This is a genomic window from Caulobacter sp. GW821-FHT09A05, from assembly GCF_059418465.1.
Window position 1 is genome coordinate 1 of the sequence record NZ_JBWKPX010000053.1, and the last position, 13793, is coordinate 13793.

General features: G+C 67.9%; 16 protein-coding genes. 7 read left to right on the forward strand and 9 right to left on the reverse strand.

The features are described 5' to 3' along the window. Window positions 1–270: 270 nt before the first annotated feature. The 5 genes from AC07NX_RS25830 to gcrA form a co-directional block, all read right to left on the reverse strand. The gene (locus AC07NX_RS25830; protein ID WP_494645948.1) at window positions 271–657 is read right to left on the reverse strand and encodes a hypothetical protein; all 387 of its coding nucleotides are present in this window, start codon (window positions 655–657) and stop codon (window positions 271–273) included. A 139-nt stretch (window positions 658–796) separates the two neighbouring features. Then, window positions 797–1255, reverse strand: coding sequence for a hypothetical protein (locus AC07NX_RS25835; protein ID WP_494645968.1), 459 nt, complete (start codon window positions 1253–1255; stop codon window positions 797–799). Between the two features lie 52 nt (window positions 1256–1307). Next, window positions 1308–1760 (reverse strand): hypothetical protein, encoded by a 453-nt coding sequence (locus AC07NX_RS25840; RefSeq protein WP_494645950.1) that lies wholly within the window; start codon window positions 1758–1760, stop codon window positions 1308–1310. Then, entirely contained in the window at window positions 1757–2485 is a 729-nt protein-coding gene (locus AC07NX_RS25845) for a LysM peptidoglycan-binding domain-containing protein (RefSeq protein WP_494645952.1), read from the reverse strand. Before AC07NX_RS25845 ends, AC07NX_RS25840 begins: the two co-directional genes overlap by 4 nt. 176 nt (window positions 2486–2661) lie before the next feature. Next, window positions 2662–3180, reverse strand: coding sequence for a cell cycle sigma 70 cofactor GcrA (gcrA, locus tag AC07NX_RS25850; RefSeq protein ID WP_035070415.1), 519 nt, complete (start codon window positions 3178–3180; stop codon window positions 2662–2664). A gap of 244 nt (window positions 3181–3424) precedes the next feature. Between gcrA and AC07NX_RS25855 the strand changes: the two genes are divergently transcribed. The 5 genes from AC07NX_RS25855 to AC07NX_RS25875 all read left to right on the forward strand — a co-directional run bounded on the left by AC07NX_RS25855 (window position 3425) and on the right by AC07NX_RS25875 (window position 7980). After that, window positions 3425–4246, forward strand: a complete 822-nt coding sequence (locus tag AC07NX_RS25855; protein ID WP_494645954.1) for an ABC transporter permease — start codon at window positions 3425–3427, stop codon at window positions 4244–4246. A 172-nt stretch (window positions 4247–4418) separates the two neighbouring features. Further along, on the forward strand, window positions 4419–5633 hold the full coding sequence (locus tag AC07NX_RS25860; protein WP_494645955.1) for an aspartate aminotransferase family protein: 1215 nt from the start codon (window positions 4419–4421) through the stop codon (window positions 5631–5633). 65 nt (window positions 5634–5698) lie between these two features. Then, a complete protein-coding gene (gene argF, locus AC07NX_RS25865; protein WP_494645956.1) occupies window positions 5699–6634 on the forward strand; it encodes an ornithine carbamoyltransferase in 936 nt (311 codons plus the stop codon). A 16-nt stretch (window positions 6635–6650) separates the two neighbouring features. Next, window positions 6651–6890: a DUF2164 domain-containing protein gene (locus AC07NX_RS25870; RefSeq protein WP_018062315.1), complete on the forward strand. Its 240-nt coding sequence runs from the start codon at window positions 6651–6653 to the stop codon at window positions 6888–6890. A 169-nt stretch (window positions 6891–7059) separates the two neighbouring features. Next, window positions 7060–7980: an Hsp33 family molecular chaperone gene (locus AC07NX_RS25875; RefSeq protein WP_494645957.1), complete on the forward strand. Its 921-nt coding sequence runs from the start codon at window positions 7060–7062 to the stop codon at window positions 7978–7980. Window positions 7981–8034: 54 nt separating this feature from the next. Here the strand turns inward: AC07NX_RS25875 and AC07NX_RS25880 are convergent, their stop codons facing one another. From AC07NX_RS25880 to metZ, 4 genes are all read right to left on the reverse strand, one after another. Continuing rightward, entirely contained in the window at window positions 8035–9027 is a 993-nt protein-coding gene (locus tag AC07NX_RS25880; protein WP_494645958.1) for an oxidoreductase, read from the reverse strand. A gap of 51 nt (window positions 9028–9078) precedes the next feature. Next, window positions 9079–9648, reverse strand: a complete 570-nt coding sequence (locus AC07NX_RS25885) for a TetR/AcrR family transcriptional regulator (RefSeq protein WP_494645959.1) — start codon at window positions 9646–9648, stop codon at window positions 9079–9081. Between the two features lie 172 nt (window positions 9649–9820). Beyond that, window positions 9821–10285, reverse strand: coding sequence for a Co2+/Mg2+ efflux facilitator ApaG/CorD (gene apaG / locus AC07NX_RS25890; protein WP_494645960.1), 465 nt, complete (start codon window positions 10283–10285; stop codon window positions 9821–9823). After that, the gene (gene metZ / locus AC07NX_RS25895) at window positions 10266–11450 is read right to left on the reverse strand and encodes an O-succinylhomoserine sulfhydrylase (RefSeq protein ID WP_494645962.1); all 1185 of its coding nucleotides are present in this window, start codon (window positions 11448–11450) and stop codon (window positions 10266–10268) included. The genes apaG and metZ overlap by 20 nt, the downstream gene beginning before the upstream one ends. Before the next feature lie 172 nt (window positions 11451–11622). On the opposite strand from metZ, the gene AC07NX_RS25900 reads away from it, so the two are divergent. Both AC07NX_RS25900 and AC07NX_RS25905 read left to right on the forward strand, forming a co-directional pair. Then, window positions 11623–12651: a 2'-deoxycytidine 5'-triphosphate deaminase gene (locus AC07NX_RS25900; RefSeq protein WP_494645964.1), complete on the forward strand. Its 1029-nt coding sequence runs from the start codon at window positions 11623–11625 to the stop codon at window positions 12649–12651. A gap of 81 nt (window positions 12652–12732) precedes the next feature. Beyond that, a complete protein-coding gene (locus AC07NX_RS25905) occupies window positions 12733–13614 on the forward strand; it encodes a TraB/GumN family protein (RefSeq protein WP_494645966.1) in 882 nt (293 codons plus the stop codon). Window positions 13615–13793 lie beyond the last annotated feature (179 nt).

Below are 13793 nucleotides of genomic sequence, written 5' to 3' on the forward strand. Positions count from 1 at the left end.
AACCCCCCCCCCAAACTCCGCTCATCCCGGCATTCGCCGGGATGAGCGGAGTTTGGGGGGAGTCGGCCGTTCAAGCGGCCAGCCCCCATCTGCCGCCTTGCGCCGATCACCCACCCGACCCGCTGCGCGGCCCCCTTCCGCGCAAAGGGGGAGGGATGGTGCGTTTGGCGCGCCTCCGACCTTGGGGGCGCGCACTCACCTACGCCCCCGGCCATGGCCGCGTCGTCAAGCGAGCGTATGTTCCGGGTCTTCCTGCCGGCCACGGTCGAGCTAGTCCGCCTTCACCAGAGGGCAGTTGAGCCAGACATTGGAGCCAGACTTGTAGGCTTTCATCGAGGTGAATCCGTAGACGTCCCACGATGACCTCTCGTCCGGGTCGACCGTCTTTTCCAGTATCACCACCTTGTAGAGGCAGCTCTTGGGAGCGCCGACACGTTGATAAATCCATCGGGTGGTTCCGTCTTTCTGACGACGCTCGGCGAGGGTGAAGGGCAAGGTGGGGCAGGAACTGAAAGGGGTCTTCCAGCTCAGCCGCCTGGGGGTGATCCTCAACAGTCCGCTGCAAGCGCGTCCGGTGCCCTCGAAGACGCCCAACTGGACACGCGGCTCGCTCGACGGCGAAGCGAGGCCCCGCGGTCGCTCGGGCTTGTTGGACACCCTGGCGCTCGCCGCGGCGGGTGCGCACAGTAGAAGGGCGAGTAGGATGACGCGGGGCGAGGGTTTCATCGTCACGCCTGTGCGATCTCCGCGAAGGCCGTCGGGGAATGTTCGGAATCCCCAGCGCTCGGTTGGCGAACTAATCCAGCTTCACCAGAGGGCAGTTGAGCCGATCGGTTTTGACGTCGGCCTTGTAAGCTTTCATCGAGGTGAAGCCGGAGGCGTGCCACTCGATCCTGCCGTCGACGTCGACGAGCTTTTTCAGCATCACCACCTTGTAGAAGCAGCTCTTGGGGGTTTGGGCGAACCCATAGGCCCATTGGGTGGCGCCGTCCTTCTGGCGACGCTCGACCAGGGTAAAGGCCAAAGCAGGACAGGGACTAAAGGGGGTGTTCCAGCTCAGCCGCTTGGGCGTGATCTCCAACAGGCCGCTGCAGGCGCGTCCAGTGCCCTCGAAGACGCCGAACTGAAGGTTTGGTTCGCTTGGCCGCAAAGCTGCGGTTGGCGTCCGCGCGGGCGGGGCGGTCACCCTGTCGCGCGCTGCGGCGGGCGCGCACAGAAGTAGGGCGAGCAGAAGGAGGCGGGGCGGGGGCTTCATGGTCAAGCCTGTGTGTCCGTGTTCCCGGCGTCTCCGGCCGGCCACCGTCGAGTTAGTCCGCTTTCACCAGGTAGCAGCTGAGCTGGTCCTTGGAGTCAGCCCTGTAAGCTTTCATTGAGGTGAAGCCATAGGCGTTCCACGCCCAGACGTCCGGGGGCGCGGTTTTTTCCAGCACCACCACCTTGTAGAGGCAGCTCTTGGGGGAGCCAATGAACCGATAGGTCCATAAGGTGGCGGCGCCCTTCCGGCGACGCTCCACCAGGGTGTAGGCCGAGGCGGGGCAGGGACTGAACGGGGTCTTCCAGCTCATCCGCTTGGGGGTGATCTTCAGCAGTCCGCCACAGGCGCGTCCGGTGCCCTCGAAGACGCCCAGCTGGACGCGCGGCTCGCTTGATGGCGAAGCGGTGGCCGGCGCCTGCACGGGCTTGTCGGGCGCCTTGTCGCGCGCAGCAGCGGGTGCGCACAGCAGCAGGGCGGGCAGGAGGAAGTGGCGCAAGGGTTTCATTTGATTTTCCCCAGGCAATAGGCCAGCTTTTCGGCGTAACGCGGGTCGCCAGCATTGTAGAGCTTGGCCACGGTGGCGTTGTCGAGCGACTTGAAGCCGGCGATTATCTTCGTGGTCTTGGCTTTTTGAACCTTGAGGGCTCGGCCGATCTTCAAGGGCTTGTGCTGATCCATCTCGCTCTGGAGGCCGGGATTGAGCCAGTACAGGTGGCCCACGGTCGAGCCAGTGCGCTTGGCGATACGATCGATGCTATCGCCGGGGGCGACCTTGTATTCGGTGATTGGTGCGTTGGAATTCCAGACATCGTCGTACTTGAAGTTGGCGGCCCGCATCAGCAGGTAGCCGACGCCCGCCTGGATGTTCTTCACCGGGTCGGTGCGGACGTTCTGGACCGTCAAGCCGCCGGCGATGTCGCTGGGCATGATCAACTCGCCGCCCTCCTTGCCGCCTAGCAGGGCGGCCAATCCCGGGTCGCCTTGTTTGCCGATCTGCATCGGCTGAGTTGTCCAGGCCGAAGCAGTGGGGCCGCCGGATTCGGTCCACAGCATCGCCTTGATCAGCTTCCAGTCCAGGGCGGTGAAGCCCGGGGCCGACTTCAGGTGGGCGTTGTACGCGTCGACCGTGCTCTTGATGGTCGCGTCGTAGCCGTGCCAGGCGGGGTTCTTGTCCGCCGTGTCGATCGTCTCCTTCCACTTCTCGAAAGGGGTCTTCTGATCTGGCGGCATGCGACGCTCACGGACAGCAGAACAACGCGGGCGACGCGCGCCCAGGTAGAGCAGCTTGGGCTGGAATCCGGCTTTCGTCCAGGCGCGCGCCGTAGCCTGGTAGAGCGCCCATACGAAAAATCCCGGAGCGGCCTTTGGGGCCGTCCGGGATCTTCGGTCCGTCGTGTGTCGCGAGGCTAGATGTAGCGGCGCAGCGAACGGGCCAGCTCGGTGGCGCCGGCCTTCTTCTTGGTCTGCTGCGGCTGGTAGGCGATGCGGGCGTGCTCGCCGCAATAGGGGCCTTCCGACGACCGGCGGCCGCAGAAGGTGAAGCCGTCGGTCGACGGATCGCCGATCGGCCACTTGCACATGTGGGCGCCCAGGGTCAGCACGGTGGCCGAGCCCGGCTCCTCGGCGCGGAACGCCGGGACCGAGGGCTGCTGGGCCACGGCCGGCAGCGGCGCCGGCTCGGCGGCGATCACCCGGCGCGGGGCCGAGGGCATGGCCGTGGCGGCCGGACGCGCCGGACGCGGGGCCTTGAAGGCCGGGCGCGCCGGTTGCGACGGCGCGGCGCGGCCCGACAGGCCCAGGCGGTGCACCTTGCCGATCACGGCGTTGCGCGTGACGCCGCCCAGCTGTTTGGCGATCTGACTGGCGGACAGGCCGTCCAGCCAGAGCTTCTTCAAGGTGGTGACCCGTTCGTCAGTCCAGCTCATTTGCCCATCTCCGCCTAAAAAGAGTCCGAAGCGGGTTTCCCCGACTCGCTTCGACCCCTACATCTGGTGTACGCACGGCCCCGCCGGCCGCTCGCCTACCACATAGTGTAAAGAATACGTTAAAACACACAATAGGCGCCAAGGGCTCTGTCCACAGAAACAACATATTGATTCTGTCGGAGCGCCGCTTGCGCCGGAACCGCCTCGGGCGCACATGCGCAGGCAGTTCAGCAGGACCGACCCCATGAAAGACGTGACGGCTTCCGTCATCCCCCCGCAGCCGCGCGACTATCACGGCTGGAACTGGAGCGGGTTCTTCACCCTCTATCAGCGCGAGATCCGCCGCTTCTGGAAGGTGGGCACCCAGACGGTCGCCGCCCCGGTGGTGACGACCCTGCTCTACATGCTGGTGTTCGTGGTGGCGGTGGGCGGCGACCGGCCGGCGGTGGGCGGGGTGACCTTCGGCCATTTCGTGGCCCCGGGCCTGATCATGATGGCCATCCTCAACAACGCCTTCGCCAATTCGTCCTCGTCGCTGATCCAGGCCAAGATGATGGGCCTGACGCCGGACTTCCTGACCCCGCCGCTGTCGCCGCTGGAGCAGGTGGCGGCGTTCGGCCTGGGCGCGGCGACGCGCGGCATCGTGGTCGGAGCGGTGACCGCCCTGGTGATCGGCGTGCTGCCGGGCGCGGGGCTGCAGATTTCGCACCTGTGGGCGATCGTCTATTTCGCGGTCGGCGCCTCGGTGATCCTGGGCCTGGCCGGCGTGCTGGCCGGCCTGTGGGCCGAGAAGTTCGACCAGCTGGCGGCGGTGACCAACTTCCTGATCATGCCCATGACCTTCCTGTCGGGCACCTTCTACCTGGTGGACCGCCTGCCCGAGCCGTTCCGCTCGGCCAGCCACTTCAACCCGTTCTTCTACCTGATCGACGGTTTCCGCTACGGCTTCATCGGCCACGCCGACGGTTCGGTGGCGATCGGGGCGGTGGTGACCGCGGCCCTGTCGGTGGCGCTGTTCCTGTGGTGCTGGGCGCTGTTCCGGACCGGATACCGGCTGAAGAGCTAGATTTCGCCGCCGAGGCGCGGGTGTGACCGCAAACAGTGTGGCCCAACCGTCCCTGACACTCAAAATTCACCCCGGCTTTGTTGACAGGGCCCGGATACGCGCCGACAACCCTGGGCCTTCCGGTCCCCGTGCTTTTGAGCACGGGGGCTTCTTTCCTTTTTGGGAGGCCGTCTTGAGCACGTCGACGTCGTCTAGCCCCGCGCAACACCACATCATGGGCGTCTACAACCGCGCCCCGCTGGCGTTCGAGCGAGGCCGAGGCGCGCGCCTGTTCTCGACCACCGGCGAGGAATATCTGGACTGCGTGGCCGGCATCGCCACCTGCGGCCTGGGCCACGCCCACCCGGTGCTGGTCGACGCGCTGAAGACCCAGGGCGAGAAGCTCTGGCACGTCTCCAACATCTATACGATCCCCGAGCAGGAAGTCCTGGCCGACAAGCTGTGCGCGGCCACCTTCGCTGACGTGGTGTTCTTCACCAACTCGGGCACCGAGGCGATCGAGTGCGCCCTGAAGGCCGCGCGCCGCTACCACGTGGTCAACGGCCAGCCCGAGCGGGTCGACATCATCGGCTTCGACGGCTCGTTCCACGGCCGCTCGTACGCGGCGGTCAACGCCTCGGGCAACGCCGGCTATCTGGACGGCTTCGGGCCGCGCCTGCCGGGCTATGTCCAGCTGCCGTTCGGCGACTGGGACGCCCTGAAGGCCGCCATCGGCCCGACGACGGCGGGCGTGATCATCGAGCCGGTGCAGGGCGAGGGCGGGGCGCGGGCCCTGACCGACGCCCAGCTCAACGAACTGCGCCAGATCACCCGCGACGCCGGCGTCCTGCTGATCTTCGACGAGGTGCAGAGCGGCATGGGCCGGACCGGCAAGCTGTTCGCCCACGAATGGGCCAGCGACGCCGCGCCGGACATCATGGCGGTGGCCAAGGCCCTGGGCGGCGGCTTCCCGGTCGGCGCGTGCCTGGCCTCCACCGAGGGGGCGCGCGGCATGACCCCGGGCGTCCACGGCTCGACCTACGGCGGCAACCCGCTGGCTATGGCCGTGGGCAAGGCGGCGTTCGACGCGATCAACACGCCGGAGCTCCTGGACAACGTCAAGACCGTGGCCGGCTTCTTCACCCAGCAGCTGAACGGCCTGAAGGACCGCTTCCCGGACGTCATCGTCGACATCCGCGGCAAGGGCCTGCTGATCGGCATCAAGCTGATCCCCAACAATCGCGAGTTCATGGTCCTGGCCCGCGACCAGAAGCTGCTGATCGCCGGCGGCGGCGACAACTGCGTGCGCCTGCTGCCGCCGCTGAACCTGACGGTCGAGGAAGCGTCCGAGGCCATCGCCAAGCTCGAAAAGGCCTGCGAGGCCGCCCGGGCCAAAGCCGCCGCCTGACCGGCCGCGACCTATCAAGCCGCCCGTTCCGGTACGGCCGGGGCGGGCGGGCAGGGGGATTTGTCATGACTGAGCCCAGACACTTCATCGATCTGTGGAAGCTCGACGGGCCGACGCTGCGCCTGATGCTGGAGGACGCCAAGGCCCGCAAGGCCGCCCGCGCCAGCTGGCCCAAGGGCCGCGTCGACGCCGACGCCCCGGCCGCCGACCGCGTGCTGGCCATGATCTTCCAGAAGAACTCCACCCGCACCCGCTTCTCGTTCGACGCGGCGATCCGCCAGCTGGGCGGCAGCGGCATCATCTCGACCTCGGCCGACATGCAGCTGGGCCGCGGCGAGACCATCGAGGACACCGCCAAGGTGCTGTCGCGGATGGTCGACGCGGTGATGATCCGCGCCAACAGCCACGCCGACGTCGAGCGCTTCGCCCAGGTCTCGACCGTGCCGGTGATCAACGGCCTGACCGACAAGAGCCACCCGTGCCAGATCATGGCCGACCTGCTGACCATCGAGGAGCATCGCGGCGATGTCGGCGGCAAGACCATCGCCTGGGTCGGCGACGGCAACAATGTCTGCTCCAGCTTCATCCATGCCGCGCCGCTGCTGGGCTTCAAGCTGAAGATCGCCTGCCCGGCGATCTATCACCCGGACCTGGTGGACCTGGCGCGCGCCCAGGAGCTGCAGGGCCAGATCACCATGACCGACGACCCGCGCGAAGCCGTGCGCGGCGCCGACGTGGTGGTGGCCGACACCTGGGTGTCGATGGGCGACACCGACCATGACGAGCGCCTGGCCGCCCTGGAGCCCTACCAGGTCGACGACGCCCTGATGGACCTGTCGGCGCCCGACGGCGTCTTCCTGCATTGCCTGCCCGCCCACCGCGGCGAGGAGGTCACAGACAGCGTGCTGGATGGCCCGCGCTCGCTGGCCTGGGACGAGGCCGAGAACCGCATCCACGCCCAGAAGTCGGTGCTGGCCTGGTGCTTCGGGGCGATCGGCTGATCGAAGGAGCGGGCTGATGTCGAAGATCGAGTTCAACAAGCAGAAGCGGGACGCCTTGCTCGACAAGCTGACGCGCTACCTGGACCGCGAACTCGACTGCGAGGCCAGCCCGCTGCAGGCCGGCTTCCTGCTGGACTTCATCTCCGAGCAGATGGGGCCGTACTACTACAATCAGGGCGTCCAGGACGCCCAGCAGCTGTTCCGCGACAAGCTGGAAGACGCGGTCTACGAGATCGAGAAGCCGTTCGTGGACTAGGTCCTCCCCCCATGGGGGAGGTGTCGGCGAAGCCGACGGAGGGGGGAGTTTTGGGGCCGTCGATCCAAGACCCGGCCGCCTGCCGACAACTCCCCCCACCGGCCTTCGGCCGCCTCCCCCACGGGGGGAGGTATGGCATTTTCCACCCGAGCGACTATCTAACCGCCCCATGACCGACATCGCCGCCCAAACCGCCCCGGACACCGCTCCGGACGACATCGTCTCCGCCTTCCAGATCGAGGGCCTGCCCGTGCGCGGCCGGGCCGTGCGCCTGGGCGCGGCGGTCGACGAGGTGCTGACCCGCCACGACTATCCCGAGCCGGTCGCCAACCTGCTGGGCGAGGCCTGCGCCCTGGCGGCCCTGGTCGGTTCCAGCCTGAAGTTCGAGGGCCGGCTGATCGTCCAGGCCCAGGGCGACGGCCCGGTGCGCTATGTCGTGGTCGACTACGACACCACCGGGGCCTTGCGCGGCTACTGCCGGTTCGACCCGGCGGAGGTCGCGGCCGTCTCGGAAGGTTTCGCGCGGCCCGGCGCCAAGACCCTGCTGGGCGGCGGCACCTTCGTGATGACCGTCGACCAGGGCCCGGACATGGACCGCTACCAGGGCATCACCCCGATCGAGGGCGAAACCCTGGCCCTGTGCGCCGAGCAGTACTTCGCCCAGTCCGAGCAGACCCCGACCCGGGTGCGGCTGGCGGTCGGCCAGGCCGACAGCGGCGAGGGCCCCCAGTGGCGGGCCGGCGGCATCCTGATCCAGGCCATCGCCGGCGACGAAAGCCGCGGCGAGACGAAGGACGCCTGGACCCACGTCCAGGCCCTGTTCGAGACCACCGGCGAGGACGAGCTGATCGACCCCACCGTGCCGACCACTACCCTGCTGTGGCGGCTGTTCAACGAGGACGGCGTGCGCCTGCTCGAGGAAAAGCCGCTGCGCGCCTTCTGCCGCTGCTCGGAAGACCGCATCGGCGCGGTGCTGGGCTCGTTCACGGCCGAGGAAGTGGCCGAGATGGTCGAGCCGGACGGCAAGATCCACGTGACCTGCGAGTATTGCTCGCGGGTCTACGCGCTGGAGCCGACGACGACGGGGTGAGGGGCGTTTCGCGCCGAACCTTGGGCTGGCAAAGCTCGGAAGGCCGATCCGCTCTCAGCTGGACCTCATCGCCGGCGCATCCATCGGCGAAATCGCCGCGCCGGGAGCGGCGGCCGAAGCGCCCGTCGCGGAGAGGTTCGGCAGGCCGGGATCGACGCCGGTCATGGCGATGGAGACGTCCCAGAGCCGCCTCGCGAACGCCGGATCTTCGGCATGCGACGCGCGCCTTGCTTCGCCGGCGAGGCCACGGATTCCACCAAAGCCGGTGGGACCGTAGTAGCCTCCGGGCTTCACCTTGCCGGTCGCAGCCAGGAGCGCGGGCCACGCGGCCTTGTCGGGGGTATTGAGCAACAGGCCGACGATCGGGCCCGCGACCTGGGCAAGCCCCATGTGGCGGCCAAGACTTGTGTTGGCGACACCAGGGTGAACGCCGATCGCCGTGACGGGCGACTTCGCCGCGCGCAGGCGACGATCCAGTTCGAAGAAGAACAGCGCGTTCGCCAGTTTGCTGGCGCCATAGCGCTCGGTCTTGACGTAGCTCTTGTCGGCGTTGAGGTCGTCCCAGTCGATCCTGGCCTTTAGATGCGCGACGCTTGAGGTCACGACCACCCGCGATCCCGGCGTCTCCGCCAGCTTGGGCAGGAGCAGAGCGGTGAGCGCGAACACGCCGAGATGATTGACGCCGAACTGCGATTCGAATCCCTGCCTGGTGCGCGTCAGCGGCGGATTCATGACCGCAGCGTTGTTGATGAGCGCATCGATCCGTCGCTCCCTCGCGGCGATCTCCACTGCGGCGCGAACGCTGTCCAGGTCGCCAAGGTCGAGCGGCAACCAGACGAGGTCGGCGTTCGGCGTGATCCGCTTGATCCGCGCGATGGCGTCCAGCGCCCGGGTCTGCTCGCGGCAGCCAAGCAGGACACGCGCGCCCCTGGCGGCGAGCACCCGGGTGATCTCGAACCCGACGCCAGTGTTTGCGCCCGTGACGATAAAGGTTTTTCCCGTCTGTTGGGGGACGTCGGCTTCGGCGAAACCTTTGCTATTCGACATTCTTCTGATCCTTGTATATGAGTGACTACATGCTCATTTATGAGCTAAAGCTCAGGCGGCGGACCCTTTCCAGAACAGGTCGAATCCGGCCTGCCGGATGGTGTCGCTTTCCTGAGGTCTGTCTGAGACCGCGTTGATGCTGATGTCGGCCAGGTCGAAGAGAATGGTGTCGATGTAGAAGGCGATCCTGTCCGGCGCGGCATGGCCGGCGAGACACGCCTCCACCATCGTCCGCGCCTCCCGCTGCATGGTGTGGCACCGGTTTCGGCTTTCCGTTGTCACGCGGTCCGACACCTTCAACTGGCGAAGGGCCTTGCGCGCCGTGGCGTGAGCCAGTCCCCAGTCGATCAGACGGTTCCAGATGGCGAATAGCCGGTCCTTGGCCGAGGCGCTCGGCGGATATGGCGCCAGCATCGTCTCTGTGAGGTCGGTCTCGATTTCGAGAAACAGCTGGTTGAGCAGGTCGTCCTTGGTTGGAAAGTAGGTGAACAGCGTCCCCTCGGAAACGCCGGCGGCCTTTGCGATCTTGGCCGTGGACGCGCCTGTGCCCAGGCTGGCGACGAATTCGGCCGCCGCATCCAGCAACGCCTGTCGCTTTTCTTCACTGAGGGGGCGGGCCATATTTCCGTCTAACGATATTGAGTAAGTGGATGCTCAATTATGTAGAAGGCAACAAGGCATTGGTCAAGGGGGCAGCCATCGGTGCTGGCGGCAGGGCCTGTTGGACGCTTCCCCCTCGATTCCAAGGTCTGCCAATGGGGCGACATCGCCGTATGGGCGATCCGCGCCCGCCTCAGTTCATCCGCCGCGCCGCGCCCGGCAGGTGCAGCGAGAATTCCGGGATCTCCGCCTCGAACACCTCGCCGGCCTGGGTCATCATCTGGTAGCGGCCGACCATGGTTCCCGACGGCGTGGGCAGGGGGCAGTTGCTGACATAGCGGAACGCCTCGCGTGGCCGCAGTTCGGGCTGTTCGCCCACCACGCCCGAGCCCTCGACCTCGGTCGATCGGTTCAGGCCGTCGGTGATCGTCCAGGCGCGAGCGATCAGCTGTACGGTCTCGGCGCCGTGGTTCTCGATCTCGACCGTGTAGCCCCACATCCACAGCCCTTCCTCGGGCGCGGAGTCCTCGGGCTGGAAGACCGGCGAGACGCGCACGACGATGTCGCGCGTGCGCGCTTCGTAGATGCCCGCATCGGCGCCGCGCCGGCGGCGGATCCGCTTCAGCGGCGGGGAGGATTCACGCCTGATCGAGCGCACGGGTCACGTCTCGGGTCAGGTCCGCCAGGCTCTCCAGGCCGACCGACAGGCGCACGCCGCCCTCGACCACGCCCAGCGACGGACGCTGGTCTTCCGGCACCGAGCGGTGGGTGGTGGTCGGCGGGTGGGTGGCCATCGACTTGGCGTCGCCCAGATTGTTGGAGATGTCGACGATCTCCAGGGCGTTCAGGAACTTGAACGCCGCCTCGCGCGAGCCGAGGTCCAGGGCCAGCACCGTGCCGCCGCCGCTCATCTGCGACTTGGCGACGTCGTGGCCCGGGTGGTCGGCGCGGAACGGGTAAAGCACCGACTTGACCGCCTTGTGCTCGGCGACCACGTCGGCCAGGGCCGCGGCGGTGTCGTTCTGGCGGCGCACGCGCAGGTCCAGGGTCTCCAGGCCCTTGACCAGGACCCAGGCGTTGAACGGCGACAGCGACGGGCCGGTGTGGCGCAGCGGGTCGCGGTAGAATTCCTCGTTGATCGCCTCGCTGGTCAGGATAGCCCCGCCCAGCACCCGGCCCTGGCCGTCGATGTGCTTGGTGGCCGAATAGACCACGATGTCGGCGCCCAGCTTCAGCGGCTGTTGGAAGATCGGTGTGGCGAAGACGTTGTCGACGATGACCTTGGCCCCGACCGCGTGGGCCAGTTCCGACACCGCGCGGATGTCGGTGATCTCCAGCACCGGGTTGGACGGGGTCTCGATCAGCACGGCCTTGGTGCCCGGGCGGATCGCCGCCTCCCAGGCCTTGGGGTCGGTGGCGTCGACGAAGGTCGTCTCCACCCCGAAGCGCGGCAGCCACTCGGCGATCAGCCAGCGGCACGAGCCGAACAGGGCGCGGCCGGCCACCACGTGGTCGCCGGCCCGGACCAGGCCCATCAGCGCCATGTGGATCGAGGCCATCCCGGTGGCCTGGGCCCGGCAGACCTCGGCGCCTTCCAGCAGGGCCAGGCGGTCCTCGAACATCTTCACGGTCGGATTGTTGAAGCGCGAATAGACGAAGCCGGGGTCCTCGCCCGAGAACCGGCGGTCGGCGCCCTCGGCGCTGTCATAGGTAAAGCCCTGGGTCAGGTAGAGGGCCTCGGCCGTCTCCATGTGCTGCGAGCGCGCCAGACCGCCACGGATCAGCTTGGTGGCGATATCCCAATCCTTCGGGTCCTCGGCCATGGCGGTTCCTTTCCTCCTACGCTCGAAACGGGCGGCATAAGGGGTTTTGCGGGGCTGAGGGTCAAGGCGGACAAGTTCGATTTCAACATTAGAATTGTCACACGCGAGTAAGGGGCGGTCGGATGGACCGCGAGCCTTGCCTTCAAGGCCCGGTTTAGCGAGTGTCGCCCCGATGACCGACGCCCACGCTGCGGGGATTCTGCCCTGCCAATCCATCGAGGACCTGATCGCGCAAGAGGCGATCACTTCTCAGACCCCGTTCGACACCGACCAGGTGCAGCCGGCCAGCCTGGACCTGCGCCTGGGCGCGCGGTGCTGGCGGGTGCGCGCCTCGTTCCTGCCTGGCGTCGCCCGCCGCGTGCCCGAGCGCCTGAAGGACGTGGCCATGCACGAGCTGGACCTGACCAAGGGCGCGGTGCTGGAGAAGGGCTGCGTCTACATCGCCGAGATCCAGGAGCGCCTCAGCCTGCCCGGCAATGTGGCGGCGCGGGGCAATCCCAAGAGCTCGACCGGCCGGGTCGACGTGTTCGTCCGACTGCTCAGCGACCACAGCAAGGCCTTCGACGACATCGAGACCGGCTACGAGGGGCCGCTCTATATCGAGATCGCGCCGCAGACCTTCTCGGTGCTGGTGCGTTCGGGCACGCGCCTGAACCAGTTGCGCCTGAAGCGCGGCGAGCCGGTCAAGCTGGCGACCAAGAGCGTCGGCGTGGACCTGACACCGGGCGAGGGCGGCATCGTCGGCTTCCGCGGCCGTCGCCACGCCGGGGTGATCGACCTGGACCACGTGGACGGCCACGAGCCGCGCGACTTCTGGGAGCCCCTGGAGACCCGTCACGGCGAGCTGCTGCTGGACCCGGGCGAGTTCTACATCCTGGCGTCGAAGGACGATGTCGAGATCCCGGTGCTGGAAGCCGCGGAGATGACACCGATCGATCCGTCGGTCGGGGAGTTCCGGGTGCACTACGCCGGCTTCTTCGACCCTGGTTTCGGCACCGAGGAGGCCGGCGCCGTGGGCTCCAAGGGCGTGCTGGAGGTCCGCAGCCACGAGACGCCGTTCCTGCTGGAGGACGGTCAGATCGTCGCCCGCCTGGTCTACGAGCCCCTGACCGCGCGGCCGCAGCGCCTGTACGGGGAGGGCGGGTCGCACTACCAGCGCCAGGGGCTGAAGCTGTCCAAACACTTCAAGGCGTGGCGTTAGGCCGCAACGCGGGGCGCTTTCCCGATTAACCGGCGGCTTCGTAAGCTGGGCGCCTGTCGAGTCCAGGCGTCGGGGGACGTGGTGTCGGTGTTTCGTTTCCGCAAAGGCCTGGTGGCCGCCTGCGCCCTGGCCTGCGCCCTGGCCGCGGGCGTGGCCAAGGCCGCGCCGGCCCTGTGGGAAGTGCGCGACCGCGACACGACGATCTATCTGTTCGGCGCGATGCACGTGCTGCAGCCGAACGTGAAGTGGCGCACCCGCGCCTTCGACCAGGCCTACGCCCGGGCCGACAAGGTCTGGTTCGAGACTCGCGCCGACGCCGATCCGGCCGAGGTCCAGGCCCTGGTCGACCGCTACGGCGTCGATCCCGAGCGCTCCCTGACCGAGAAGCTGCCGCCCCGCACCGTCGCCACGCTGAAAGCGGCGCTGGACCGGGACGGCGGCTCGCTGGACCGCGTCGACCGTCTGCGCCCCTGGGCGGCGGCGATGATGCTGTCGGTGCTGCCGATGACCCGGGAGGGCGCCACGGTCTCGGCCGGGGCCGACGCCGCCGTCACCCGCCAGGCCCGCGCCGCCGAGAAGCCGATCGCCACGTTCGAGACCGTGGAGCAGCAGATCCGGCTGTTCGCCAGCCTGCCGGAGGTGGTCGAGGTGCAGTATCTGGACGACGTGGCGTCCGAGACCCTGTCGCCGCCCCGCAACGGCGTGGCCCTGCAGTCGGCCTGGCTGCAGGGCGACATGGACAGGCTGGGCCCGCTGGTCGTCGACGTGATGAAGCGCGACCGGCCGGCGCTGTACGACACCCTGCTCAGGCGTCGCAACCAGGCCTGGGCCCAGGCCCTGGTCGCCGAGATGGCCAGGCCCGGCGTCCAGCTGGTCGCGGTCGGCGCTCTGCACATGGCCGGCGACGACGGCCTGCCGGCCCTGATGGCGGCGCGCGGGTTCCAGGTGCGGCGGGTGCAGTAGAGTCCTTCTCCCCTCGCGGGAGAAGGTGGCCGCCGAAGGCGCTCGGATGAGGGGTCTGTCAAACCCTTCCATTCGTGCACTTGCAGCGACATCCGACGCCGTGCGACCCCTTGTGTGTCCGGGATCTGTCAGAGTTGTGGTCGCCACGGGCCGGGGCATGGCCCGGCCCGTGGCGGTGA